Source organism: Paludibaculum fermentans (assembly GCF_051172195.1).
GTDB classification, from domain to species: Bacteria; Acidobacteriota; Terriglobia; order Bryobacterales; family Bryobacteraceae; genus Paludibaculum; species Paludibaculum fermentans_A.
Genome location: NZ_JBPJAQ010000002.1, coordinates 20442 through 45518, shown reverse-complemented (window position 1 = coordinate 45518; position 25077 = coordinate 20442). Strand labels below are relative to the sequence as shown.

General features: G+C 63.2%; 20 protein-coding genes and 1 pseudogene. 8 read left to right on the top strand and 13 right to left on the bottom strand.

Features of this window, described 5'->3' with window-relative positions; genetic code table 11:
- Positions 1-7 precede the first annotated feature (7 nt).
- Both ACR9Y2_RS26930 and ACR9Y2_RS26925 read left to right on the top strand, forming a co-directional pair.
- Positions 8-778, top strand: a complete 771-nt coding sequence (locus tag ACR9Y2_RS26930; RefSeq protein WP_435044962.1) for an SDR family oxidoreductase — start codon at positions 8-10, stop codon at positions 776-778.
- A complete protein-coding gene (locus ACR9Y2_RS26925) occupies positions 717-2297 on the top strand; it encodes an alpha-L-fucosidase (RefSeq protein ID WP_435044961.1) in 1581 nt (526 codons plus the stop codon). The genes ACR9Y2_RS26930 and ACR9Y2_RS26925 overlap by 62 nt, the downstream gene beginning before the upstream one ends.
- Positions 2298-2355: 58 nt before the next feature.
- On the opposite strand, the gene ACR9Y2_RS26920 is transcribed toward ACR9Y2_RS26925, so the two are convergent.
- Both ACR9Y2_RS26920 and ACR9Y2_RS26915 read right to left on the bottom strand, forming a co-directional pair.
- A complete protein-coding gene (locus ACR9Y2_RS26920) occupies positions 2356-2757 on the bottom strand; it encodes a nuclear transport factor 2 family protein (protein WP_435044959.1) in 402 nt (133 codons plus the stop codon).
- Positions 2758-2832: 75 nt separating this feature from the next.
- Positions 2833-3792, bottom strand: a complete 960-nt coding sequence (locus ACR9Y2_RS26915; RefSeq protein ID WP_435044957.1) for a PIG-L deacetylase family protein — start codon at positions 3790-3792, stop codon at positions 2833-2835.
- 103 nt (positions 3793-3895) lie between these two features.
- Here ACR9Y2_RS26915 and ACR9Y2_RS26910 point away from each other — a divergent pair, with 103 nt between their 5' ends.
- A complete protein-coding gene (locus tag ACR9Y2_RS26910) occupies positions 3896-4642 on the top strand; it encodes a DNA alkylation repair protein (protein ID WP_435044955.1) in 747 nt (248 codons plus the stop codon).
- On the opposite strand, the gene ACR9Y2_RS26905 is transcribed toward ACR9Y2_RS26910, so the two are convergent.
- Positions 4639-6030 (bottom strand): amidase, encoded by a 1392-nt coding sequence (locus ACR9Y2_RS26905; protein ID WP_435044954.1) that lies wholly within the window; start codon positions 6028-6030, stop codon positions 4639-4641. The genes ACR9Y2_RS26910 and ACR9Y2_RS26905 overlap by 4 nt on opposite strands.
- Complete coding sequence (locus ACR9Y2_RS26900) at positions 6027-6218, bottom strand: hypothetical protein (RefSeq protein WP_435044952.1); 192 nt, start codon at positions 6216-6218, stop codon at positions 6027-6029. The genes ACR9Y2_RS26905 and ACR9Y2_RS26900 overlap by 4 nt, the downstream gene beginning before the upstream one ends.
- 29 nt (positions 6219-6247) lie before the next feature.
- Between ACR9Y2_RS26900 and ACR9Y2_RS26895 the strand changes: the two genes are divergently transcribed.
- From ACR9Y2_RS26895 to ACR9Y2_RS26880, 4 genes are all read left to right on the top strand, one after another.
- A complete protein-coding gene (locus ACR9Y2_RS26895) occupies positions 6248-7408 on the top strand; it encodes an acyl-CoA dehydrogenase (protein ID WP_435044951.1) in 1161 nt (386 codons plus the stop codon).
- 42 nt (positions 7409-7450) lie between these two features.
- Complete coding sequence (locus ACR9Y2_RS26890) at positions 7451-8236, top strand: hypothetical protein (protein WP_435044949.1); 786 nt, start codon at positions 7451-7453, stop codon at positions 8234-8236.
- 196 nt (positions 8237-8432) lie between these two features.
- Positions 8433-9407: a radical SAM protein gene (locus ACR9Y2_RS26885; protein ID WP_435046334.1), complete on the top strand. Its 975-nt coding sequence runs from the start codon at positions 8433-8435 to the stop codon at positions 9405-9407.
- Positions 9404-9799, top strand: a complete 396-nt coding sequence (locus ACR9Y2_RS26880) for a thiol-disulfide oxidoreductase DCC family protein (RefSeq protein ID WP_435044947.1) — start codon at positions 9404-9406, stop codon at positions 9797-9799. The genes ACR9Y2_RS26885 and ACR9Y2_RS26880 overlap by 4 nt, the downstream gene beginning before the upstream one ends.
- Here the strand turns inward: ACR9Y2_RS26880 and ACR9Y2_RS26875 are convergent.
- From ACR9Y2_RS26875 to queG, 5 genes and pseudogenes are all read right to left on the bottom strand, one after another.
- Positions 9796-10752, bottom strand: coding sequence for a phosphoesterase (locus ACR9Y2_RS26875; protein ID WP_435044945.1), 957 nt, complete (start codon positions 10750-10752; stop codon positions 9796-9798). The two genes, ACR9Y2_RS26880 and ACR9Y2_RS26875, sit on opposite strands and share 4 nt — an antisense overlap.
- 131 nt (positions 10753-10883) lie before the next feature.
- Positions 10884-12821, bottom strand: coding sequence for a spermidine synthase (locus ACR9Y2_RS26870; protein ID WP_435044943.1), 1938 nt, complete (start codon positions 12819-12821; stop codon positions 10884-10886).
- Positions 12822-12885: 64 nt separating this feature from the next.
- Positions 12886-13221 (bottom strand): annotated as a pseudogene (gene mscL, locus ACR9Y2_RS26865) (large conductance mechanosensitive channel protein MscL); the annotation flags it as partial.
- A gap of 30 nt (positions 13222-13251) precedes the next feature.
- Positions 13252-14445, bottom strand: a complete 1194-nt coding sequence (locus ACR9Y2_RS26860; protein ID WP_435044941.1) for a tetratricopeptide repeat protein — start codon at positions 14443-14445, stop codon at positions 13252-13254.
- Positions 14442-15497 (bottom strand): tRNA epoxyqueuosine(34) reductase QueG, encoded by a 1056-nt coding sequence (queG, locus tag ACR9Y2_RS26855; RefSeq protein ID WP_435044940.1) that lies wholly within the window; start codon positions 15495-15497, stop codon positions 14442-14444. The genes ACR9Y2_RS26860 and queG overlap by 4 nt, the downstream gene beginning before the upstream one ends.
- A 240-nt stretch (positions 15498-15737) precedes the next feature.
- Here queG and ACR9Y2_RS26850 point away from each other — a divergent pair, with 240 nt between their 5' ends.
- Positions 15738-17831, top strand: a complete 2094-nt coding sequence (locus tag ACR9Y2_RS26850) for a radical SAM protein (protein ID WP_435044939.1) — start codon at positions 15738-15740, stop codon at positions 17829-17831.
- An 83-nt stretch (positions 17832-17914) separates the two neighbouring features.
- On the opposite strand, the gene ACR9Y2_RS26845 is transcribed toward ACR9Y2_RS26850, so the two are convergent.
- From ACR9Y2_RS26845 to ACR9Y2_RS26830, 4 genes are all read right to left on the bottom strand, one after another.
- Positions 17915-20578 (bottom strand): ADOP family duplicated permease, encoded by a 2664-nt coding sequence (locus tag ACR9Y2_RS26845; protein WP_435044938.1) that lies wholly within the window; start codon positions 20576-20578, stop codon positions 17915-17917.
- Positions 20579-20771: 193 nt separating this feature from the next.
- Positions 20772-21755 carry a Gfo/Idh/MocA family protein gene (locus tag ACR9Y2_RS26840; protein WP_435044936.1) on the bottom strand — a complete coding sequence of 328 codons (984 nt, stop codon included), beginning with the start codon at positions 21753-21755 and terminating at the stop codon, positions 20772-20774.
- Positions 21756-21763: 8 nt separating this feature from the next.
- On the bottom strand, positions 21764-22309 hold the full coding sequence (locus tag ACR9Y2_RS26835) for a DinB family protein (RefSeq protein ID WP_435044934.1): 546 nt from the start codon (positions 22307-22309) through the stop codon (positions 21764-21766).
- Between the two features lie 45 nt (positions 22310-22354).
- Entirely contained in the window at positions 22355-25054 is a 2700-nt protein-coding gene (locus tag ACR9Y2_RS26830) for an ADOP family duplicated permease (protein WP_435044933.1), read from the bottom strand.
- Between the last annotated feature and the right edge of the window lie 23 nt (positions 25055-25077).

The window sequence follows — 25077 nt, the reverse complement described above, 5'->3', positions numbered from 1 at the left end:
AACAGCCATGTCCATCTTTGACCTCTTCAAACTCGACGGGAAGACAGCCCTCGTCACAGGCTGCAAACGCGGCATCGGGCGCGCCATGGCGCAGGCCCTGGCCGAAGCCGGCGCCGACATCATCGGCGTCAGCAAGACGTTGGAGCCCTCGGGCTCCGCTGTGGAACAGTCGGTGACGGCCCTGGGCCGCCAGTTCTCGGCCTACACCTGCGACTTCTCGAATCGCGCCGCGGTGCAGGCCTTCGCCGACCAGGTGAATGCGGAACACCCCGTGATCGACATCCTCATCAACAACGCGGGCACGATCCTGCGCAAGCCCGCGGCCGAGCACCCGGACGAGTACTGGGACGAGGTGATCAACACCAACCTGCACGCCCAGTGGACGCTGGCCCGTGAGATCGGCAAACACATGGTGGCGCGCGGTTCCGGCAAGATTATCTTCACTGCCTCGCTGCTCACGTTCCAGGGTGGCATCACCGTGCCCGGCTACGCCGCCAGCAAGGGCGCCGTAGGCCAGTTGACCAAGGCCCTGGCGAATGAATGGGCCGGCAAGGGCGTCAACGTGAACGCCATTGCACCGGGCTATATCGCCACCGACAACACCACCGCGCTGCGGGCCGATCCCGTGCGCAATCCGGCCATTCTCGCTCGCATCCCCGCAGGCCGTTGGGGCCAGCCCGAAGATTTCATGGGCGCCACCGTTTTCCTCGCGTCCAATGCGTCCAACTACGTCAGTGGCGAGATTCTCGTCGTCGACGGCGGCTGGATGGGAAGGTAGATCCGCTATGAACCGACTCGCCATACTCCTGCTCTCCTCCGCCCTGTTTAGCACGGCAGGGCAAGCGCAAACCTACGAACAGAAGATCGACACCGCCATGAAGCGGGTGGATTCGGTCATCGCCAAGGGCCCCTATCAGGCCAACTGGGCGTCGTTGGAGAAGTTCCAGGTCCCCACCTGGTATGCCGACGCCAAGTTCGGCATCTTCATCCACTGGGGCGTCTACTCCGTGCCGGGCTTCGGCAATGAGTGGTATCCGCGCGAGATGTACCTGCAGGACGGCAAGACCAAGATGTTCCAGCAGCACGTCCAGAAGTACGGCCCACAATCGAAGTTCGGCTACAAGGACTTCATCCCCATGTTCAAGGCCGAAAAGTACGATCCGCAGGCCTGGGCGACGCTCTTCAAGAAATCCGGAGCCCGTTTCGTCATGCCCGTGGCCGAACACCACGACGGCTTCCAGATGTATGCCAGCGACCTCTCCGATTGGAATGCCGCCAAGATGGGGCCCAAGCGCGACGTGGTCGGCGACCTCGCCAAGGAAGTCCGCAAGCAGGGCATGCACTTCACCGCATCGTCGCACCGCGCCGAGCATTGGTGGTTCTTCGACGGCGGCATGAAGTTCGATTCCGACGTGAAAGACCCCAAGAACCTCGGCCTCTACGGCCCGGCCCAGCCCAAGCGCCTGCCCGGTGCGAAGCAGGACAACCAGCCCAGCGAAGCCCATATGAAAGACTGGCTGGCCCGCACCACGGAACTGGTCGACAAATACCAGCCCGAAGTGATCTGGTTCGACTGGTGGATTGAAGAGCCCGCCTGGCAGCCCTACCTGCAGAAGTTCGCGGCGTTCTACTACAACCGCGGCGTGGAGTGGAAGAAGGGCGTCGCCATCAACTACAAGAACAAGTCGTTCCCAGATAAGGCCGCTGTGCTCGACATCGAGCGCGGCAAGCTCGACGCCACCCGCCCCTATCTCTGGCAGACGGATACGTCCATCGGCCTGAAGTCTTGGGGCTACATCGACGGTGAAGAGTTCCGCACGCCGGATTCGCTGGTCGACGACATTGTCGATATCGTCAGCAAGAATGGCGTGTTGCTGCTGAACATCGGACCGCGACCCGACGGCACCATTCCAGACCAGGCGCAGGGCATCCTGCTCTCCATCGGCAAGTGGCTGGACACGAACGGCGAAGCGATCTACGGCACGCGTCCCTACAAAGTGTTCGGCGAGGGTCCGACCCAGGTGCTCACCGGCGGCTTCACCGATCGGAAGCAGAAGCCGTTCACCGGCGAGGACATCCGGTTCACCACCAAGGGCAGCACGCTGTATGCCATCGCCCTCGCATGGCCTGGCAAAACTATGACCGTGAAGACTATTGGAGCCGACCAGAAGATCAAATCGGTCTCCCTGCTCGGATCCAAGGCCAACCTGAAGTGGTCCCAGACCCCGCAGGGCCTGAAGGTGGAACTGCCGGACGAGAAGCCCGGCGACTTCGCCTTCGCGCTCAAAATCCAGTAGCCCGCAAACCGTGCCGGGACACCGTCCGAGGCGTCCCGGCCCCTCTCCCTCTCACCCTCTACGGCCGGTGCGCTTCCGCGTACGCTTCGGTGTCGAAGTGCGTGGACCAGGACGACACCTTCCCATCCACCACGCGAAAGACCATGGCCCACCGGCTGGCAGCCTGTTTGCCCGTGGCCCGGATGCGTGCTTCTTCAAACCCCAGCACCACTACGTCATCCTCATTGGTGAAGTACTGGCCGGGTTCGAATCGCAGCATTTCCTCCGTCTCGTGCAGCTTGCGGAAGAACTCCGCGGCGCCCTCGGGCCCCGTATACTCGCCACCCAGCGCATAGCCCGCGCCCGGCACGGACCAACTGCAATCCGGCGTAAGCCGCTCCAGGATAAATCCGATGTCGCCCCTTCCAAATGCTTCAAAAAGCGACTGAACCAGTTCGACCGATGTCGTCGTAGATGTCATGGCCAACTCCTTTCAGCACTCGATACGAGTCTCAATTGGAATTGGATCTGGACGCCAGCAAATTAATGCGGCTTGTCAGCGCAAAGGCACGGCGTTTTTGCGGATGAAGTCTTCCCCGGACAAGGCCGGAGGCCCGATGTAATGGTAGGGCTCCGCGAACGCCAACCCATGCCGCGCGCCCACCTCTTTGTCGCGCTGCAGCACATAGTGCTTCACATAGTTGTTCGCGGCCGTTTCGTCATCATCGCCCAGCATCGGAATCCGCAACCCGCGCGCCGCCAAACTCTTGCGGAGCGCCGCACCAGACTGTCCGGCCGGCCCCTGTGTGACATTCAGCCGGTTCACCGCCACCTTCCGATCGATCACGGAGCTGATGTCCATCACCCGGTTCACCAGTTGCGGACCGCGTGCGAAGTAGTACTTCTCCCGCACGCCATGCGCCTGCAATCCGGCGGCGAAATGCTCAGGATAATCCTTAGCGCCGCCCGCCATCCAGCACGCCGCTTCCACCACCTGGGCGGTCACCGCATGGTCGGGATTCTCCTCGTAGTGGCCCCACGGATCGTAACAGACGACCGTATCCACCTGGAGCAGGCGGAACAGAAAGATGAACCGCGCCCGCATCTCCAGCCGCGACTCCTGGTCCATCTGGTGATTGCTGTAATTGAGATCGAATACCCGCTGGCACCCCAGTGCGCGTGCCACCGCCTGGTTGTCGCGTTCGTTCTCCAGCACCGTGTTGCCCGTCGTTCCGGGCCCGGCCATATCGTCGTTGGTCACCCGGATCAAGTGGGCCGTATAGCCTTCATCGATCAGCCGGATCACCGCCCCCGCGGCAAACAGCGGGATGTCGTCGCAGTGCGGCTGGATGGCCGCCAGCACCTTGCCGGCATGAGGCTTGCCGCCCGGCGGCCGGTCCACCACCACCTCGGAACTCAGTGCCGTGCCATCCTGAATGGCTTGGCTCGCGGCGGCGATACCGCTCCGCGACCCGGCCACGGCAGCCAATCCTGTCAACATGGACCTGCGTAGCATGGCTCATCTTTAGCAGAGGGAATCCTGCAAGTCGAGACTCGATTGAGGACCGCGGCTTCGTGGTGTTCTCATCCCGGCTCGTTTTTAGTATCTTAAGATCGCCATGTCCGCGAAGAACCATCATTCTGCCGAGGTGGCCGCACTGGCCGCGGAGATCCGGGCCTACTGTGCCGCCAACGCCAACCCCGCTCTCGCTACTAAATACGCTCGCTATTTCAAGGAGGGCTACGACGCCTGGGGCCTTCTCGACAAGAACCACCCCTTGTTCAACGAGAAACAGGCCGCCTGGCTGGAAGCACACGCAGACCTGGGTCTCAAAGGCTTTCTGCATCTGGGCGAGGATCTCTTCACCAGCGGCAAATTCGAAGAAGGAAGCCTGGCCATTCGATTTCTGAAGTCGTTCTCCGGGCAGGTCGATGCCCGGGTCATGCCTGGGATCGCGCGCTGGTTCGCGGCCGGCATACGCAACTGGGCGCATGTCGACGTGCTTTGCGCGGAAGTGCTCTCCCCCGCCCTGGCCGCCGGCCGCCTGGCCTTGCAGGACTTCGACACCTGGCGCGAGTCATCGGCCCGCTTTCAGCGCCGTGCCGTCCCCGTGGCCATGCTCTCTCTGCTGAAGACTTCAGCACCGACCGCGGAATTGCTCGCCTTCATCCGGCCGCTCATGCTCGACCCTGAGCGTGTCGTCCAACAGGGACTTGGCTGGTTTCTGCGCGAAACCTGGAAGCGGGAACCGAAGCCCGTGGAGGCCCTGCTGCTCGAATTCAAGGATCAGGCGCCGCGCGTCATCTACCAGTACGCTACGGAGAAGATGACTCCGGCTCGCAAAGCCGCCTTCCGCCGGGCTTAACCCTGCCAGGTCCGCTTGTAGTGGGGCGCCCGGTCTTCCAGCGCCGCGGCAATCCTCAGCAGGCTGCGCTCGCCCCAGGCACGGCCAACCAACTGGCAGCCCACCGGCAAGCCGGCGTTGGAGAACCCCGCCGGCAGTGCCACCACCGGCAGCCCCAGCGCGTTAAAACCACGCACCAGCTTGGTGCTGGCCAGACGCGTATCTTCCATCGCACCGGCAATCTCGATCTCGGTCTGCCCGATCTTGGGAGCAAAGATCGCGGTGCTCGGCACCAGCAGGCAATCCACGGTTTTGAGAATGTTCTGATACACGCCCAGCATCCGCTTGCGCAGCCGCTGCGCCTGCAGATAGTCGGTGGCCGGCAGCACGCGGCCCATGTCGATCAGGGTTCGCACATCGTCGCCATACGAGGCCCGCTGCTTGCGGATATAAGGTTCGTGCACCGACGCAGCCTCGGCCAACAGGGTCACCTGCGCCACCGTATTCAACTGGCGTCCATCCGGCACCCGCACGTCCACCAGTTCGGCGCCCAGGTCCTGCGCCGTGTACGCCATGAAGTGCACGGCGTTGTCCACCTGCGGGTCCAGCTTCTCGTAGAAGAAGTTCAACGGCATGCCGATCTTGACGCCCTTGAGCGAAATCTCACCCACCGGCGGCAGATAATCGGGCACCGGCCGGCTGACCGTGGTGCTATCGCGGTGGTCATACCCGGCCATGGCCTGCAGCGCGACCGCCACGTCCCGTACCGTCCGGCCCAGCGGCCCGATGTGGTCCAAAGTAAAACCCAGCGGCAGGGCGCCAAATTTCGACACTCGCCCAAACGTCGCCTTGATGCCCGCCAGGCCGCAGTATGACGCTGGCACCCGGATCGATCCGCCCGTATCACTGCCCGTCGCCAGCAACGCCATGCCTGTCGCCACAGCCACGGCCGAACCGCCTGACGACCCACCGGGAATGCACTCCGGATTCCAGGGATTCCGGATCGCCCCAAAGTGAGGATTCGTCGACGTGATGCCGTAGGCATGCTCGTGCAATCCGGTCTTGCCCAGCATCACCGCACCGGCTTCGCGCCAGCGCTCCACCACCGCCGCGTCGAAGTTCGGAATGTAGCTGGAGAACACCTTTGAGCCGGAGGTCGTCCGCACGCCATTCGTGCACAGCAAATCCTTATGAGCGACCGGAATGCCGTGCAACGGACCGCGATCCTGGCCCTGGGAGAGTTCCTCGTCCGCCTTGCGCGCCTCAGCCAGCGCCGTATTCGCCGTCACCGTGATGAAGGCGTTCAACGTGGGATTCAACTTCTCGATCTGCGCCAGGCACTGCACCGTCAGTTCCACGGAACTGACCTTGCGCGCCCGCAGCGCCTCAGCGGCTTCCAGTGCCGTCATTCCGCATCCCCCTCGGACACTTCCAGAACCTGGAAAATCTGGGCCGGTTCCTCGGTCCAATCGATCATTCCACGCAGGCCGAGCATCGTCTTGCCCAGCTCTTCCAGTCGCGCCACGGACTGCTCCGATAGCTCCAGTTTCTGCGCCGCCGCCAGCGCCTTCCAGTCGGGACCCAGGCTGATAGACATGGTTTAATGATTGCATGTCGAACCAGGGGATGACGACCGAGCCTGCGGTTCGTCCGCTCACCGTGCTGAGCGACGACGACCAGCTGTTCCGCGACACCATACGCCAATTCGCCCGCAAGGAACTCGCACCCAAGGTCCGTGAAATGGACGACGCCGGCCTCTTCGACAAGCGCCTGCTCACCCAGTTCTTCGAACTCGGACTGATGGGCATTGAGATTCCGGAAGAGTACGGCGGCCAGGGTGGAACATTCCTCCAGGCCCTCATCGCCATCGAGGAGATCGCCGCCGTCGATCCCAGCGCCGGGGTCATCGTTGACGTCCAGAACACCCTCGTCAACAACGCGGTCGTGCGCTGGGCCACCCCCGAGCAGAAACGCCGCTTGCTGCCCCGCCTCGCCACGGACACCACCGCCTCCTACGCGCTGTCGGAAGCCGGAGCCGGCTCGGACGCCTTCGCCCTCACCACCCGCGCCGTTGCCGACGGCGACGATTACCTCGTCACCGGCCGCAAGCTTTGGATCACAAACGCCTACGAAGCCGGCCTTTACCTAGTATTCGCCACCGTCAACCCCGAAGCGGGCTATAAGGGCATCACCTGCTTCATCGTCGAACGGAACATGCCCGGTTTCACAGTCGGCCGCAAGGAGGACAAGCTCGGCATCCGCGCCTCGTCCACCTGCGAGCTCATTCTCGACTCCGTCCGCGTCCCCCGGGCCAACATCCTGGGCGAAATCGGCAAGGGTTACAGGATCGCCATCGAGACGCTCAACGAGGGCCGCATCGGCATTGGCGCCCAGATGACCGGGCTCGCCCAGGGCGCCCTCACGCATGCCATCGCCTACGCCAAACAGCGCAAGCAGTTTGGCAAAGCCATTGCCGAGTTCCAGGCCATCCAACTCGATCTCGCCCGCATGGCTACCGACGTCGAAACCTCGCGCCTGCTCGTCTATAACGCCGCCCGCCTGCGCGACTCCGGCCGGCCCTTCCTGCAGGAGGCGGCCATGGCCAAGTACTGGTCGTCCCAGGTCGCCGAAACCGTGGCTTCCCGCGCCGTCGAGATCTTCGGCGGAGTCGGCTTCACCAAGGACTATCCGGTCGAAAAGCTCTACCGCGACGCGAAGATCGGACGAATCTATGAGGGCACCAGCAACATGCAGATGCTCACCATTGCCAAGCAACTTCTCTCGTAACCGGCTGCCCGCTGACGCCATCATTAAGAAGAGGGATTTCAGATGCGCTACCTGATGCTCGGATTGCTGCTCACTATGCCCGGTTGGGCCGTTGACCAGAACAAGGAACCCTCCGAACAGGAAGTCCAGGAGATCATCAACCGCTTCGCCGCCAAGGAAGCGGAATTCCAGCAGGCCCGCGAGCGCTACACCTATCACCAGAAGTACCGGTTTGATGAACTCGGACCAGGCGGACGCTCGGCCGGCAAGCTGGAGATGGAGGCCGACATCGTCTTCACCTCCGACGGCAAGCGCACGGAACGCGTCACCTACGCGCCCATGAATACCCTCCAGATGGTCCAGTTCACCCCCGAAGATGAGCAGGATATCCGCAACGTCCAGCCGTTCGTACTCACTACGAAGGATCTCCCGAACTACAGCATCCGCTACCTGGGCCGCGAAAACGTGGATGAGATCACTTGTTTCAGCTTCGCCGTGAAGCCGCGCAAGATGATCGAGGGCCAGCGCTACTTCGCCGGCCTCATCTGGGTGGACGACCGCGACATGCAGATCGTCAAAACCTACGGCCGCGGCACCGGTGTTGGCAAGCGCCTCACGAATCAGCGCTTCCCCAAGTTCGAAACCTATCGCGAGCAGATCGACGGCAAATACTGGTTCCCCACCTACACGGTGTCGAACGATACCCTGAATTTCGAGTCCGGTCCGGTGCCCATCAAGATGATTCTGACCTATAAGGACTACAAGCAGTTCAAGGCCGAGTCCACCATCACGTTCGGCGACGTTGTGGACGAGAAAAAGGAAGAGAAGAAAGAGCCGCCCAAGCAGTAACGTGCCCTCTCAACCGGTGGGTGGTGCATCTCAGCCCTCGATTTGCACCATTCGCCCACCCTTCTGAACGGCTCGCTGTGGAATCCTACGACATTTTCGGTGCATCGTGGATAATAGGCATTAGAAAATGTCGGACCACGGCTTCCGGGCCCGCCGAGACTGGGCAGCTCTAAAACGTAGATTGCGCGAATTGAAGATGATCGCATGGGGCGCCGTCCATAAGGACCACCCCATCATGGCGCACATCATCCCGATTCGGCGCTGTAACCTCTCGTGCACCTACTGCAACGAGTACGACGACTTCTCCAAGCCCGTCGACACCGAAGTGATGTTGCAGCGCGTCGACGACCTCGGCCGCCTGGGTACCAGCATCATCACCATCAGCGGTGGTGAACCGCTGCTCCATCCTGAACTCGACCAGATCATCCGCCGCATCCGCAACACCGGGGCGGTCACCGGGCTGATCACCAACGGCTATCTGCTGACGGCCGAACGCATCCAGCGACTCAACAACGCCGGGCTCGACCACATGCAGATCTCCATCGACAACGTCATGCCGGACGACGTGTCGAAGAAGAGCCTCAAAGTCCTCGACAAAAAGCTCCAGCTTCTGGCCCAGCACGCCATTTTCCACGTGAACATCAATTCCGTGGTGGGCGGGGGCATCAAGAACCCTGACGAAGCCCTCGTCATTGCCAAGCGCGCTATCCAGCTCGGCTTCTCTTCCACCATTGGCATCATTCACGACGGTGGCGGCCAGTTGAAGCCGCTGTCGGCCAAGGAACGAGAAATCTACCTCGCCGTGAAGGCCCTGGAAAAACGCAACTTCTCCCAACTGAGCTTCTTCCAGGAGAAGATCGCCAACGGTGAACCCAACGACTGGCGTTGCCGTGCAGGCGCCCGCTACATCTATGTCTGCGAAGACGGGCTCGTCCACTACTGCAGCCAGCAGCGGGGCTACCCCGCCAAGCCGCTCAGCGAATACACCGTCTCCGACATCCGCCGCGAGTACAATACCGAAAAGGCCTGCTCGCCGCACTGCACCGTCAGCTGCGTCCACTACGTCTCTTACTTCGACTCGTGGCGCTCGCCCCAGACCCTGCCGGACACTCGACCCTTCGAGCAACAGCCTGAACAACCGCTCGTGCGCATCCAATCAGCCAGCCGATGAGCGTACCCGAGACGTTCCCGGGCTGCCGCGTCAGCGCGGTCCGGAATGTTCTCCTCTGGGATGGGGACTGCGGGTTCTGCGCGGCTTCGGTGGAGTGGCTCCACCGCCACAGCGTGCACCCTATCTCGGCTCAGCCGGTACAATCTCTACTCTCTGAACTTCCTGATTCCGTCCGCGCCACCGCCCTCCAGCAGGTCCTTTGGATCGACGCCGGGGGAGAGGTCCTGGGCGGCAGCCGCGCCGTCACAGCGGTGCTGCGCGCCTCCGGCCATCGCGGCGAAGCGGCCATCCTCCAGGCCCTGCAGCCCGTCACCCGCTGGGTCTACCGCCTCATCGTACGCCACCGCGCCCATCTGGGCCCGGCCGCCTGTAAACTGCCCCCGCCTGCCTAACTCCGCAATTCCAGGACAATCTCCTTGGCGACGCGCCGCGCTTCTTCCACCTGCGAAGGCTCGAAACTGATGGCGCCCACCCGCGGATGCCCCCCGCCGCCGTAACGCTCGCAGATCGTCGCCAGATTGTGCGTCGGCTCAGCCGGAGCCCACGGATTCGAACCCACGCTCACCTTCGTCCGGAAACTCGCCAGGCTCACCGAAACTGTGTACGTCGCCTGTGGGAACAGCGAATAAGGGACGAACTTGTTGTACCCTTCCATGTCGTAATCGGCCACGTCGAAGTAGATCACCCCGTCCGTGCAGTGGCCCAGCCGGCCGATCACGTCGATCGAACGCACATGGCGCTCGTGCAACGGCTGGAAGGTGGCGCAGATCTCCGGGTCGGCCATGATCTCCGACAGCTTCTTCGTCTGCATCATGCGGATGATACGCTGTACCAGTTCCGAGCCCTTCGAGGCCTCAATCACCAGTGTCAGCTTCATCGCCGGCTCCGCCATCGCCACAGCCTCGCCCGCGCTCTTGTACAAGGCCCCGTCGATGATCCCGGCCCAGTGCACCAGTTCGGCCAGGTCCACCGCCTCGTAGCCGTACGTAGTCCTCGCCACGTGCGCGATGAACTCGGTGCACGACCGGTAGGTCGGGTCGAAGTAATACCGCCGCTGGTCCTTCTTCGACTCATAGTCCAACTGGTCGCTGTGCGAAAGAAATGCGCTCTGGTGATGATCGAACCACCAGCTCAGCCGGTCGTTGTTCGAATATTTGAAGTCCACGATGGCGTTTTCGTCGCCATCGAACAAGGAGTCCTCAAAGAGTTGAGAAGCCTTGTGCGCCATGCCTGTGTACGCAAACTCCGCCCCCGGATAAAAGCGCTCCCCCGCAAAACGACTGAAGAAAGCCGCCGAAGCCGCGCCGTCAAAACAATGGTCGTGGTATAGAACTCGAAGCTTCATGAATCCGCCTGTCGGACCCTCCCCAATCACGAATGTCCGATGAGAGGAAAGAGAAACCTTTCAGATTGCCTGAAAAGGTGGGGCCAATGCAAGTCGAGTCCCCGGATAAGGGGCAACTCCCCTCACGCAACCTACTTCAACACGGCCAGAACGGAGCTCCAATCGTCGGTCCAGACCGGAAAACCCCGGCCCGCGTCGCCCGTCCGCGCCGGACCGTGCACCAGCATCCAAACCGCGCCGAAGACACCGGCTTCCGGCTGCGCCGAGTTCGCCACCCGGCTGCAGTTCAACCCCGCATCGGCCGCCAGTGCCCTCACCTCGGGCTCCAGGTCAAGGAACTGGTTCGAGACGTGCAGCGCCAGCACCCCATCCGGCTTCAGATGCCGGCGATATACCGTAAATGCCTCACGCGTCAGTAGATGCGCCGGAATCGAGTCGCCCGAAAAGGCATCCACCAGCAGCAGGTCGAACTTCTGCGGCTGCTCCTGCGCCAGCGTCAGCCGCGCGTCGCCCTCCACCACCTGCACCTCCGCCTCGGTCCGGCGCAGATAAGTGAAATCCCGTCGCGCGATCTCGATCACCAGCGGGTTGATCTCGTAAAACCGGAACCGGTCGCCCGTCCGGCCATAGGCGGCCAGCGTGCCCGCGCCCAGCCCGATCACGCCCACATGACGCGGCCCGCCGCTGCGCGACAGTTCCAGCCCGGCGCCGCTCATCCGGCCGTAGTACGTCGTCGGCTCCATCTCACGGTCCGGAGCCTGGAACTGCGTGCCGTGCGTCACCAGCCCGTTCAGCATCTTCCGCAGCGGAGGCCGGCCCGCCCGCGCCGGCTCGTCCAGAATCCGTAAACTTCCGTAGAAATTGCGGCCCGCTTCCACCAGGCCGGAGTAGTAGCCCGTGACCAACGCCAGCGCCGGAGTCGCCGCCAGCACCGCCGCGATCGCCGCGCCTTGCCGCACAAACCGCGAAAGCCGCCGCATCCGCCAGAAACACAGCGCGCCGGCCGCCGCCATCAGCAGAGGCAGTTCAAAGTAGCCCCGCAGCAGCATCGGCGACGCAAAAGCGATCGCCAGTGAACCCAACGCGCCACCCGCCGCCACATGCGTCCAATAGCTCGTAATCCGCTCCCGCTCCGGTTTCACCGATGCGAGTTCACCGTGGCAAAAGAGGCACAGAGCGAACAGGCCGCCGGCATACAGCATGACTTTGAGCGCCAGCGCCGCCTGCAGGTCCAGGTACAACATCGCGCCCGCCATCATCAGCAACCCGGTCAACCCCATCACACTGCCAAAGGAAGGCCGGTACCACTCGCGCTCAAAGACCGCCACGAAACTCATCAGGTAGACCAGCAGCGGCACCACCCACAACAACGGCGCCGGAGCCACTATCTGGCACAGGTGCGTCGACGTCGCCATCAGGAACGCCGAGGCCAGCGCCGGCCACGCCAGCCAGCGCGCGCGCATCCGCCAGGAGGTGCCGCTGATCAGGCCCACCGGAGGATTCGTTGCGCCCGATCGATAGACCACCGCCGCCGCCAGCAGCAGCAACAGCGCTTCCGCCGCGAACGCCCAGCCCCACCACCGCACCAGCTCCCTGACGCCGAATCGAGCCTCCCAAAACAGGGGAAAACTCAGCAGCGCGCCGGCACAGGCCGCGTTCGACCACGCCGACAAGCGGTAAGACCGGCCGCCCGGGTTCAACGTCGCATGCCAGTGTTGCAGCAGCGGACTCGTCGCCGAAAGCAGCAGGTAGCGCAGCCCCACCGTCGTGGTTAAAGCGTAGATAAGGTGCAGCGAGCCGCTGCCGGTCGACAACTCAGCCCGCGGCGCCGCCAGGCACCCCAGCACCACCGCTCCGTGAAAGATCGCCTGGTGTTTCGGCCGCAGCCAGCGCGTGATCGCATGGGCGTAGAGATACCCCGCCAGCAGGGCGAACTGGAAGAAAAGCAGGCAGGCGCTCCAGACCGCGGCCGAGCCTCCAAACAACGGAAGCATCTGCTTGCCGGCCAATGGCTGGATTAGGAACAGAAGGAATGCGCTGAGAATGACCGCCGGAGCGAACAGAAACATCTGTTCCTATGGTAGCGATCCGGCGGCCACCCTGGTAAAGCGCTTACTTGGGCAGATTGTCGCCCTGCATCCGCGTGAAGCGATTGATCTGCTTGATGACAATGAAGATGACGAAGGCCACGATGATGAACTGGATGACGATGTTCAGGAAGTTGCCGTACGAGAACGCCGCCCCGGCCTTCTTCGCCTCCGCCAGATTGGCGTAGGTCTTCCCATCCAGCGCGATGTAACGCGAGGCCAGATCCCCCTGCACCCCGCCCAACACCAGCCCAATGAGCGGGTTGATGATGTCCTCCACTAAGGATGCCGTGATCTTGGCGAAAGCTCCGCCGATCACGACACCAATTGCCAGGTCTAGTACGTTGCCCTTCAGGGCAAACTCTTTAAACTCTGCGAGCATTCCCATGGCTTGAGAGTGTAACACGGGTTGTCAACCGGTCATTGCCCTCTTTTCGTTTATTGTGAACACCTTATCCAGATACTTCCGTGCAGATTTAGCCTCCTCCGAGCCCGGCCAATACTCCATCGCCGACCGGTATGCCGCCTTCGCTTCCGCCCTCCGCCCCCTCAGGTCCAGGCACTGCCCCAACCGCAGCCAAGCCGTTACCCCCGAGTTCGGATCCAGTAACTGGGCCCGCTCCGTCGCCTTCCGCAAATGTACGATCGCCGCTTCCGGATCGTCATACCAGAACAGCAGGTTCCCCCGTGCAAACTCGATCCGCTCCAACGGCAGCGAGTGGAAACCCGGCGCATCCGATTTCTTCAGTTCCTCCACCCGGTCCAGCGCCTTCCAGGCGTTGTCTTTGTCCCCCAGGTCCGCATACATCTGCGACAACTCGAATAGAATCAGGAAGTTTCTCGGGAACTGCGACCGCAGCTTCTCGCAGATCTTCAACGCGTCGCCCGGCCGGCGCTCCCTACGCGCAACGATCCCCAATAGGATCTCGGCATCCACCCGGTTGTACTTGCCCTTCTCCGCCACGATCCTGACCGTCCGGATCCCCTTCTCCCGGTCGCCGTGGAACCCGGCGAGGAAACCCAGCACCTTGTAGGTAAACGGCAGAGAACCAACCACATAGTCGTGCATGCCCTGCATCATCAGGGAATCGACATTGGAGGGATCGAGCTCATACACCCGGTTGTGCAGTTTCCGGCCGGCGGTCATGTCCTTCAACGAGTCCAGCCAGGCTTTCTTGACAAGATAGTTGTAGGTGCCACGCAACCCCAAGGCAACTCCTTGCGCGTAAAGGGCTTTCGTATCATTCGGATTCTTCTCGAGCAGCGCCTTCGACAACCGTATGCACTCCGCCAGTGAATCATCGAAGAGCTTCTCCTCCGCCGGAGCCGGCTCCATCTTGGGCCGCCGCAGGAACGGATTCCCGCCAGTCACCATCTCCGTCTCCAGCGCTCCGGCGCGGAACATCAGGCTGAACAGGACCGCCTGCGCCAGGTGGTTTCGACGGTCCGGATCCGCCGGAGCCGCCTCCACCGCCTTCTGGAAGCTCGCAATCGCCTCCAGGTATTCCAGGTTGTAGAAGTGGTCATACCCTTTCTGGACCATCGGGTCCATATCGGGCCACAGAGCCGCCTGCGCCAGCAGCAGAAAAGCCAGGGCGCCGGTCACCGCTCCGCCTCCAGACGCAACAACGCCCATTCCGCATGCGCCCTGACTGCGTCGTCTTCGCTCGCGCTAAGCCGCTGCAAATGCTCACGATACTTCGGATCCCTCGAATTCCCCATCGCCGTGGCCACATTCCTCAGCAAGCCGGCATACTTGGTTCTCCACAGCGGAGTCTTCCGGAACCGCGCCCGGAACTCCTCCGGCGAAAGCGCGGCCAGTTCCGCCAGTGCCGTACCCCCATTCACCGCCTGGAACGCCGTCTCGTCCGTCACCGGAGCCCGCCGGTTCCACGGACAGACCTCCTGGCAGATGTCACACCCGAACACATGCCCGCCCGACTCCGCGCGCTGCTCTTCCGGCAGCACCCCGCGCTGCTCAATCGTCCAGGTGGAGATGCACAACCGGCCATCCAGCCGCCACCCGCCCGCACCGTCCGGCACCAAAGCTTGCGTGGGACACGCGTCGATGCAGCGCCGGCAGGTCCCGCACCGGTCCGGAGGCGGAGAATCCGCCGTAAGTTTAAGGGAAATCAGCACTTCGCCCAGGAAGAACCACGACCCCGCCGGCTGGTTAATCAGGCAAGTATTCCGTCCAATCCAACCCAGTCCGGCCTCCCGCGCCAGCGACCGTTCCAGCAGCGGAGCCGTATCCACGCAGATTCTGTACTCGAACGGGCCCCATGCCTCCAACAGTTCATCCACCATCGCCTGCAGCGACCGCCGCAGCACGTCGTGGTAATCCTCAGCCCCCCAGGCATAGCGGGAAACAGCGCTGCTGGCTGGTCCGTCGGTGTTGTAGAGCCGCCCCAGGCACAGCACAGACCGTGCCGAAGCCATCAGGGTCCGCGGATCAGCCCGCAGGGCGCCCCGGTGATCGGCCAGGTAGCCCATCGGGCCCGCCATACCATCGCTAACCCATTGCTGATAAATGGGATAGTCCGCCATGACCGCAGCGTCGGCCACGCCGTGCAGGGCAAATCCCGCCCGCTGGGCGGCGGCGGCAAAACTGGCCCGGTCCGGAGTCTTGGGAATCAGCGGTATCTCCTCTCGAATCATGCTACTATGCCGGGGCGTCAGACACTTGGCTAGCACCAGAATCTGAACCTTCCCGTTTAACCTCCATAATCCCCATCCAGGCGTCAAACGGCACAGTTCAATGGAGAGCCGTAGTCTCTATGAAGGATCCTGCATACAATCTTATTGAGCAAAGCCGCGTGAACTTTCCGCGGAAGTACAAGTTTTAGAAGTGCGTAGCGCTTAGCGTCCTCCAAACGATATTAGGAGTCCATCCAAAAAATGCACAAGCCGATCAAGTACGTGGAGAAGGCAGCAACCTTGGCGGCGAAGGCTGCCTGGCAGATCTTCGATTCCCTGAACCAGATCAGCCCGAACCCCGGCTTCACGCCGAAGTGGTCCGAAAAGCCGCTGTTGAAGTCCTACGAGAAGATGAAGCCCAAGATGGGCTGGCCCCGTACCACCGATTCGCTTTGCCCCAAGTGCATTCCTGAAGTTCGTCAGGAGATCATCGACGGCAAGAAGGATGTCAGCATCCTGGTGAATCAGCGGCCTGGCGAGATCAAGGCCCAGATCATTGAACGCGACGGCAAGATCCTGATGGTCAAGGATTGCCCCATCCACGGTCACTTTGAAGACGTGATGGCGATCGACCCGGCGTTCTTCAAGCACCTCGAAGACGTCTTCCCCGGCCGCGACATCCGCGCCCACAATGACGCCGACCTGCACAAGCACGGCTCATCCACCATCACCCACGGCCGCGGTTCGGTCCTCACCATCGACCTCACTAACCGCTGCAACATGATGTGCGACCCCTGCTTCATGGACGCCAACCAGGTTGGCTTCGTCCACGAGCTCAGCTGGGAAGACATCAAGACGATGCTCGACAACGCCCTGAAGATCAAGCCCCGGCGCCAGATGTCGGTGCAGTTCTCCGGTGGTGAGCCGACGCTCTCGCCTTACTTCCTGGACGCGGTCCGCTATTGCAAGAAGGTCGGCTACAACTCGGTTCAGGCCGCCACCAACGGCATCGAGTTCGCCAAGTCGAAGGAATTCGCGGCGCAGGCGGCCGAAGCCGGCCTCCGTTACGCTTATCTCCAGTTCGACGGCGTCGGCAATGCCGCCAACTCGCACCGCGCCGTCGGCAACCTGTTTGACGTGAAGCTGCGCGCCATCGAGAACCTCCACTCGGCCGGCGTCGACATCGTCCCCGTCATCACCATCATCAACGGCATCAATAACGAGCAGGTGGGCCGCGTCGTCCAGTTCGCCCTGGACAACCCGAGGAAGATCTCCTTCCTCAGCTTCCAGCCCGTCTCCTTTACCGGCCGCGACGAAGCCGTCACCGAAGATCGCCGCGCCGCCCAGCGCTACACGCTGTCGCACCTGGCGCACGACGTGAAGAACCAGACCGGTATCGGCGAACCCACCCGCGACTGGTATCCGATCTCGTTCATGTCCACGTTCTCCGACTGGGCCGACCTGATTCATGGACCCCAGGCCGAATGGGGCCAGCTGAGCTGCGGCTGCCACCCGAACTGCGGCATCGGCATGGCCGTCATGGTCGACAAGGAAACCAAGGAATCGGTCCCGGTGACCAAGTTCCTGAACGGTGACCGCCTCTCCAAGGACATCGCCCGCGTCAACGACGCCGCCCGCGGCCGGAAGCTCTCCGTCGCCGGCATGGCGCTCGCCCTGATGCGCAACTACGACCCCTTCCAGTCGCCCACCCACTTCAAGCTGTCCGACCTGCTGAAGAAATTCGACAAGACCTTCGGCGCCACCGGCCGCAACTACGGCAGCGTCAAGGGCGACCGCACCCTCACCGACATCGAGAAGCGCCGCCGCGATCGCTGGAACTTCCTCTTCATCGCCGGCATGTGGTTCCAGGATCTGTTCAACTACGACTTCCGCCGTACCGAACAGTGCATCATCCCCTACGCCACGCAGGAAGGCGAGATCAGCTTCTGCGCTTATAACACCGGCGTGGGCTGGCGCAATATCGTCGAGAAGATGCACATGACCGCCACGCTCACCAAGTGGTACGACGAGCACGGCCGTCACGAAATCTTCGCCGGCGGCAAGAACGTCAAGCTCAACACTAGCGACCACCGCCTTGTTCTGCGCGAAGAGCTCGTCACCAACGAAGTTCAGCACGACCTCGACAACCTCGGCATCGCCAAGACGGCGCGCGAAGAGAAGATCCGCTCCCGCGACCAGAAACTCCGCCTGGCGCAGGAAGCCGAAAACGCCAAGATGATGGACCTCTACAAGAAGCACGTCCTCAAGGAACCCGAGTCGAACCTGGTTCAGATCGGCGGCATCCAGCCGGCCGCTCCGAAGGCGGAAGAGACCACGGGCGCCCTCGGCGACTAACTCCGCTGAAAACTGTCACGTTACTGTGACTCGATAGTGAAAAGGCCAGTCCCCCACAGGGCTGGCCTTTTTCTATTCAGCGGCTATTCGTGCCTCAGCGCCACCATGGGATCGATGGCCGCTGCCCGGCGGGCCGGCAAGCCCCCGGCAATCACTGCCGCCGCCGTGAAGACCCCCATGGCCGTGCCGATCACCAGTGGGTCAAACGTACGCACCTCAAACAGCAACGACTGCGTGAAGCGCAGCAGCACCAGCGAGCCGGCAAGCCCAACCACCATCCCGCCACCCACCATCCCGGCCAGGTCCTGCAGCACCAGGCCGTAGATCGCCGAGCGGCGCGCGCCCAGGGCGGTCCGCACTCCGATCTCGTTGGTCCGCCGCGTCACGGAGTAGTTCAACAGCCCGAACAGGCCGATCGCCGCCAGCATGAGCCCCAGCAGCGCGAACGCGCCGCCCAGACACGCCAATAGCCGCTCTTTCAGGATGGTGCCCTCCACCAGGGCATCCAGGGTCGTCGCGTCCCTCACTCTGAGCCCGGAGCCCAAGCTGCGCGCTGCCCGGTCGACCATCGTCGCCACCGAGCCCGGATCCAGCGACGAGCGCACATACAAGGTGAACGCCCTCGGTGGCTTCATCGGCATGTAGGCGATCGGTTCGGGGCCGCCTCGGAGGCTGCCAAAATGCGAGTCGGCGGCCAGCCCCACAATCTGATGCCGCACGCCGTCGTCCCGCTGGAACTCACGGCCCAGCACCGCTTCGCCGCCGAAGTACCTTCGCGCGAAGGCGCGATTGACCACCGTCGCCACCGGCTCGTTGTCATTGTCCTGCAGCGAGAGGTCGCGTCCACTCACCAGCGGCGTGCGCAGCGCCGCAAAATAGCCGGGCGAGACCCGGTAGAACGTCTCCTCCCGCTCCGATGGACTTTGACCGGCGACCACCACCCTCTGGGCCCGGCGTTCTCCGGAGAAGATCGCCATCCAGGCTGTGGCCGCGCCCTGCACCTCCGGCAGCGAAGAGGTCCGCCGCCGCAACTCCTGCATGAATGCGAACTGGCGGTCCCGCTGCAATGTATTGGTCATCGCCAGGACCGTGACCCCCTTCGAATCAAAGCCTGCATCGACGGTCACGAGATTACGCAAGCTGTACAGGAAGCCCGCGCCACCCGTCACCAGGCAAAACGCGAACGCGACCTGCATACCCACAAACAGGCGCCCCAACCGGAGCCGTCCACCATGCCCGCCCGAGTGGCGTAGCGTGAACATGGACACCGTCCGCGTTGCCTGCAGTGCCGGCAGCAGGCCGACGCACAACGTCGCCAGCGCACAGATCGCGGCACAGAACAGCAGGACGCCCGGATCCAGGGCCAGTTCCAGCCGCACGGGGTTCGCCTTGGTCGAGACCAACTCCACCAGCGCCGGGGCGGCCACGCACGCCAGCGCCCATCCACACAGACCGGCCGCCATCGAAATCAGCAGGCTTTCCGTGAGCAGTTGGCGGACCAGGCGCCCACGCCGCGCTCCCAACGAGACGCGCAGGGACATCTCTGCCGATCTCGCGGTGGAGCGCGCCAGCAGCAGGCTGGCAACATTGGCACAGGCGATCAACAGGGTACAGGCGGAAATCCCCAGTAAGATCCACAGTGGCCGCGCGAACGCCTGCCGGAATGAGGAGATCCCCGTCGCTCCAGAGCCCGCCTTCAGAACCATCTCCCGCAGGTGCTCCCGTACGGCGGCAGCAATACTCGCTTCAGGACCGATCCGGGCCTCCTGGTGACGGCGAAATGTGGGCTGCAGGCGGGCGGCCAACTGCTCAGCGGTAGCGTGTGGACCAAGCCTTCCCATGAGATGGAACATTCTGATCGCGGGATTTGTGAGGACACCCGGATCGGTCACGGTGACCGGCAGCCACACGTCGACAAACTTGCCCGGTTCCGCCCCCGAGAACCCCCGGCTGGTCACGCCGAGGATCGTGTAGGTCCGGCCGTCCGCAACGAATCTCCGCCCGATCACGCCGGGATCGGCACCGAAGCGGCGCACCCAGTAGCCATGGCTCAATACGGCCACGGCACGGGGCGACGGATAGTGATCCTCCTCGACGGAGAAGAGCCGTCCCACCGCCGGGGACACACCCAATACCTCAAAGGCATTCGGCGACACCACCTGCAGCGTCACTTCCTCGTAAGGCTGGCTCGAGTCGAAAGCCCGGGCTTCCACACGGTTGGGCGAGTTGAGCAGCGCCAGCCTGGCCGAGTCTCCAGCCGCCTGTTGAAGCTCGCCGTAGAGCAGGTAGCTGAACAGGTCACCGTCTCCGGCCTGCCAGATCCCAGCCAGGCTACCGCTAGAGGCCGTCAGCGTAATCAACCGGTCTGGCTCTGGTACCGGCAACGGGCGCAACAAGGCTGCGTTGATCAACGAGTAAATCGCCGTGTTGGCGCCAATCGCCAAGCCAAGCGACAGGACAGTGGTGACCGCGAACACCGGGTTTCGCAACAGGCCGCGCCATGCGAAGCGCAGGTCCTGAAAGGTGGTTTCGAAGGCAGCCCACAGCTTCAGTTCCCGGCTCTCCTCCCGCAAACGGGCCATATTCCCGAAAGCGATCGCCGCCCGCCGCCGAGCCTCTGGACTGCTGAGACCTCGCGCCTCAAGATCCGCGGCGCGCCGCTCCATGTGGTCGCGCATCTCATTCGCCAAGTCATCGTCCAGACGACTCGAATCGAGGGCATTCCTGAATCTCGTTAGCCAGGACACGATGGCCTCCTGCGTGTTCGTACAGCTGGCTACCGGCGCAATCCAGGTTCTGCCGCCATTCGCTGGCCCGCGGCCATATAATCAGATTACTAGGGTAGCAATCTGATGGAATCATGGACAGCCCGGCTTTGTCAAGCAATCTCCGCGGAGGCCCGGCGGCGTCAACATCGAGGTGGCTAACCGAGCACGGAGACTACGCGAGGTCCACCCAGCGCCCGCTGTTCGACGACTCCACAATCGCGTCGATCACCGCCATGTTACCCAGCGAGTTCTCCAGCGGCACAGGCACAGGCCCCTCGCCCAGCACCGCCCGGCTGAACGCATCACCTTGCAAGGTGTACTGGTCGCAGACCTCGAACAACTCCTCGCGCCCGTCCACCCAAATGCGGCACGGCGCATCCGGTGGAGCATTGAACGGGATCTCGATCTCGATCCGTCCCTTCGTCCCGAACGCCAGCACGCGCTGCCCCGGCACCATCTGCGTCGAACACAGGAACGTTGCCTGCCCGGACGGGAAATCCAGCACAGCCGAGGCCAACCGGTCGGTCTGGAAATCCGGATCGAGCTCCAGTGTCCCCGACACCCGCTTCGGCTCCTCGCCAAACAGGAACCGAGCCGAGAAGATGCCGTAGCATCCGATGTCCATCAATCCGCCGCCGCCCCACCCCGCCACGTTCCGCACGTTCTTCGGATCGCGGTTCGTATAGCTGAACCACGACACCACCCCGCGCAGGTCGCCGATCTCGCCGGACTCCACCACCGCCCGAGCGCGCAGCCACTGCGGATGCGTGCGGATCATGAACGCCTCACCCGCCATCCTGCCAGTGCGGTCCCTCACCGCAATCATCTCGCGCACCTCCGCCGTGGACAGGCCGACAGGCTTCTCGCACAGCACGTGCTTGCCTGCCTCCATGACCTTGATCGACCACGGCACATGCAGGTGATTCGGCAGCGGGTTGTAGATGACGTCGATCTCTGGATCGGCCAGCAGCTCTTCATACGAGCCGTAGGCCTTGGCAATCCCCAGCCCGGGCGCCGCCGCCCGTGCCTTCTCCAAATCGCGCGAAGCGATTGCGGCAATCTCACACAGGCTGCACTTCTGCATAGCCGGGATCACTTTTTTGACAGCAATCCCTGCCACGCCGAGCACGCCCCAGCGCAGTTTATTCGAAGGCATGACTGATTCTAGTTCCCGCGGCTGGCCGGAGGCACCACCCCGTTCAGGCGCGCATAGACAGCCATCTGCCCATAGTGGTCAAAGCTGTGCCAGGTGAGGATCGACGCCGCCGAACCGCGCGGCATCTTGCCGTCCCCAAACGGCGACGCGATCATCTCCAACTGATTCTTGTCGTTCACCGTAGCCAGCCCTTTGTGCCCATAGGCAAAGGCGTCTTTCACAAACTTCACGATCTCGGCCTTCGTCTTGAGCGTCGCGGGCCCGTTCTCGGCCTTGCCCATATCGATGGGATTCGCCTCGCCCAGCATCTTCGCCGCCACCGCGTAGATGACCGCGGCCACGTGCGTAGCCTGCTGGCCAAACGTGCGCGCTCCTTTGAACTCGCCCTTGGCCGGAACGAAGTTCAGCTGCGCTTCAGACATGGCTTCCACCAGCGGCACCAGTTCACGTTCAATCGACGAGAACTGGCCGTCGTACAGCTTATTCACGGAAGGCGCGTTCTGCGCGGAAAGGGTTCCGCACAGCGCGAGCAGAAGACAGGCGAGTGGTTTCATAGTCAGGGGCTCCAGTAAAAAAGACTCGCTCCATTCTAGCGCCGCTCAGTCGTGCCGCAACGCCTGCACGGGATTCAACCGCGTCGCCCGCCGGGCCGGCAGATAGCTCGCCGTAAACGCAATCGCCAGCAGTGTCGCCAGGCTGGCTGCGTAGACGCGCCAGTCCGAGGTCTTGACGCCATACAACAGCGTCTTGGCGACCGGCGCCAGCCAGAGGGCCAGAAGCAGTCCGGCCGCGAACCCGGTCAAAACGGTGATGCCGGATTGCCGCAGCACCCAATTGCGAATATGCGCAGCCGTCGCCCCCAGGGCCATGCGGATCCCAATCTCGCCACTGCGGCGCGTCACCGAATAGGCCAGCACTCCATACAACCCCATCCCGGCCAGGCCCAGCGCCAACGCCCCAAACAGCGTGGAAAGCGCCGCCAGCAGCCGCTCCGTCACCATGGCGTCCCGCATCCGCATCGGGTAGGTCTGCAGGGTATAGGAGAACCGGCTCCCGGTGGCCGCAAACGCGGCCCGCACAATCGGAATCAATTGTTCAACCTCACCCGGACCCCGTATGGCAAACGTCACATACGGCAGCGCACGGGCCTGCGCCAGGGGCCGGTACATCGTCGGCGGAGGCGCCTGCCGCAAATCGCGATACGTGGCGTCGCGCACGATGCCCACCACCTGTACCTTCTGTGTGGCGAACCCCGTCTTACTCGCCGCAACGCCCTCTTCAAAGTACCGGCCAACCGGATTGCCGACGCCGAAAACCTGGCGGGCGAAACTCTCATTCACCACCGCAACCTGCGTCGAGGCCTTGCGGTCGCCAGCCTCAATCGCCCTGCCTGCCAGCAGCGGCGTGCCCAGCGCGCGGAAGAACCCCGGCGAGACCGCGTTGTAGTAGATCTCGTGTTCGCGCCGTCCGCCCTTCCCATCGTCGCCCACGATGAGGGAACTCCACATGCCCGACCCCATGGGTGTCAGGATCGAAGCGCTGGCCTCCTCAACACCCGGGGCACTCCGCAATTGCCTCCGCACGTCCTCCACGGCTTCCGCCCGCTGGTCCTGGTCCAGCGTCAGCGTGCCCAAATCCACCTTGGCCAGCACCACATGGTTCGGATCGAACCCCAGACTCGCTTTGCTCAGGTTCTGCCAGGACGAGAGGAACAACCCGCAGCCCACCAGCACCACCACGGACAGGGCCACCTGCAGCGAGACAAGGCTTGCCCGCAGACGCCCCTTACCGTCTCCAGCGGTCCCCGCAATCCGCGGCAGCAGCGTGTTGCGCGCCGCTCGCCACGCCGGAGCCATGCCGAACAGCAATCCGCAGAAAATGCCAATCGCCGTGGTGAACAGCAGCACCCTCCCATCGGGCGCCAGGTCCAGCGACATCTGGGCCGTCGACCGCCCCGAAATCGAAACCAGCGCCTGGGCCGCCGGCTGTGCGATACCCAAACCAAGCGCCGCCCCGGCCAAGGCCAGCAGCAGGCTCTCTGTCAGCGACTGCCGCAACAACCGGCCCCGAGACGCGCCCAGCGCCATGCGGACCGTGAACTCGCGAGCCCGCACCGTGGCGCGCGCCAACAGCAGGTTGGCGACATTCGCGCAGGCAATCAAAAGGACCAGCGCCACGAAGCCGTTCAACAGCAGCACCGCGCTGCGCATCGAGTCAGAGACGGCCGAAAGCCCGCGAGCCGCGTCCGTCACGCGCAGCCGGTTCGCGAGGAAATCCTGCACAATCTTGGGCGGCCGGTTGGGCGGCACCGTGGCCTCGAAGATGCCAGGCGCCAGTGCCTTCAGCCGCTCGTTCGCACGCGCCTGGGTCCACTCCGGCTTCAGCCTGGCCACGATGCTCACTATCCAGGTTGACCGCGCGTCCAACAGTTTGGGATCGGACGTCCGGTAAGTCTCCGTACCCAGCGGCACGATCACGTCGAAGCGCTGGCCCACATAGATCCCATAGAAGGATTCCGGAGCGACGCCAACCACCTTGTACGGCTTGCCATCCAGCAGGATGCTGCGCCCGACGATGGAAGGATCCAGGCCGTAGGCGCGCTGCCAATAGTCGTAGCCCAACACAGCCACCGGCCCATCCGAACCGCCGCCACGCCGATCGTCGCTGCCAGCAAACAGCCGCCCCACCACGGGTTCGACACCGAGAGTCTCAAACACGCGGCCACTCGCGATGGCCCCCGTGATCATGCGGGTCTCGCCGCTCGCCCCGGCATTGAAACTCTGCGCGGCATAGGCGAACGCACCGCTGGCAATGTCCTGGCGCCTGTCGAACTCCTCCCAGGTGGGATTCGTAAAGCTGTCGCCCCAGCGCGCCTCGCCCGGCCGCCCAATCTCAACACTCACCAGCCGCGCCGGATCCTTCACCGGGAGTTGCTTCAGCAGCAGCGCATTCGTGAGCGTGAAGAAGGCCGTGTTGGCGCCAATCCCCAGCCCCAGCGAGAGCACGATGACGCCCGTCAGCACAGGCGAATGCCGCATCATCCGCACGGCGTAGCGCAGATCCTGCAGCAGCGCGTCCAGCCACTGCGCCACATCCGCATCGCGAGTCCGCTCCCGCACCAGCAGCGTATTGCCGAACAGCCGCTCCGCCCGCCGCCGTGCCTCCGCCGCAGGAACGCCCTCCTCCATGAATTGATCCGCCCGCATCGCGATGTGCGCCTGCAGTTCCTCGTCGAGTTCCGAATTCAGTCCGCTCGCATCGCGGCGGAAGACGTTGGCAATTCTGCTCCACCAGGGCATCGGGTTCTCCTCTCTTTGCCTCG

What these genes read in the sequence shown, in the direction of transcription:
- ACR9Y2_RS26930 (WP_435044962.1), top strand. Translation starts at nt 8, where the DNA reads ATGTCCATCTTTGACCTCTTCAAACTCGACGGGAAGACAGCCCTCGTC.
- ACR9Y2_RS26925 (WP_435044961.1), top strand. Translation starts at nt 717, where the DNA reads ATGCGTCCAACTACGTCAGTGGCGAGATTCTCGTCGTCGACGGCGGCT.
- ACR9Y2_RS26920 (WP_435044959.1), bottom strand. Translation starts at nt 2,757, where the DNA reads ATGACATCTACGACGACATCGGTCGAACTGGTTCAGTCGCTTTTTGAA.
- ACR9Y2_RS26915 (WP_435044957.1), bottom strand. Translation starts at nt 3,792, where the DNA reads ATGCTACGCAGGTCCATGTTGACAGGATTGGCTGCCGTGGCCGGGTCG.
- ACR9Y2_RS26910 (WP_435044955.1), top strand. Translation starts at nt 3,896, where the DNA reads ATGTCCGCGAAGAACCATCATTCTGCCGAGGTGGCCGCACTGGCCGCG.
- ACR9Y2_RS26905 (WP_435044954.1), bottom strand. Translation starts at nt 6,030, where the DNA reads ATGACGGCACTGGAAGCCGCTGAGGCGCTGCGGGCGCGCAAGGTCAGT.
- ACR9Y2_RS26900 (WP_435044952.1), bottom strand. Translation starts at nt 6,218, where the DNA reads ATGTCTATCAGCCTGGGTCCCGACTGGAAGGCGCTGGCGGCGGCGCAG.
- ACR9Y2_RS26895 (WP_435044951.1), top strand. Translation starts at nt 6,248, where the DNA reads ATGACGACCGAGCCTGCGGTTCGTCCGCTCACCGTGCTGAGCGACGAC.
- ACR9Y2_RS26890 (WP_435044949.1), top strand. Translation starts at nt 7,451, where the DNA reads ATGCGCTACCTGATGCTCGGATTGCTGCTCACTATGCCCGGTTGGGCC.
- ACR9Y2_RS26885 (WP_435046334.1), top strand. Translation starts at nt 8,433, where the DNA reads ATGATCGCATGGGGCGCCGTCCATAAGGACCACCCCATCATGGCGCAC.
- ACR9Y2_RS26880 (WP_435044947.1), top strand. Translation starts at nt 9,404, where the DNA reads ATGAGCGTACCCGAGACGTTCCCGGGCTGCCGCGTCAGCGCGGTCCGG.
- ACR9Y2_RS26875 (WP_435044945.1), bottom strand. Translation starts at nt 10,752, where the DNA reads ATGAAGCTTCGAGTTCTATACCACGACCATTGTTTTGACGGCGCGGCT.
- ACR9Y2_RS26870 (WP_435044943.1), bottom strand. Translation starts at nt 12,821, where the DNA reads ATGTTTCTGTTCGCTCCGGCGGTCATTCTCAGCGCATTCCTTCTGTTC.
- queG (WP_435044940.1), bottom strand. Translation starts at nt 15,497, where the DNA reads ATGATTCGAGAGGAGATACCGCTGATTCCCAAGACTCCGGACCGGGCC.
- ACR9Y2_RS26850 (WP_435044939.1), top strand. Translation starts at nt 15,738, where the DNA reads ATGCACAAGCCGATCAAGTACGTGGAGAAGGCAGCAACCTTGGCGGCG.
- ACR9Y2_RS26840 (WP_435044936.1), bottom strand. Translation starts at nt 21,755, where the DNA reads ATGCCTTCGAATAAACTGCGCTGGGGCGTGCTCGGCGTGGCAGGGATT.
- ACR9Y2_RS26835 (WP_435044934.1), bottom strand. Translation starts at nt 22,309, where the DNA reads ATGAAACCACTCGCCTGTCTTCTGCTCGCGCTGTGCGGAACCCTTTCC.
- ACR9Y2_RS26830 (WP_435044933.1), bottom strand. Translation starts at nt 25,054, where the DNA reads ATGCCCTGGTGGAGCAGAATTGCCAACGTCTTCCGCCGCGATGCGAGC.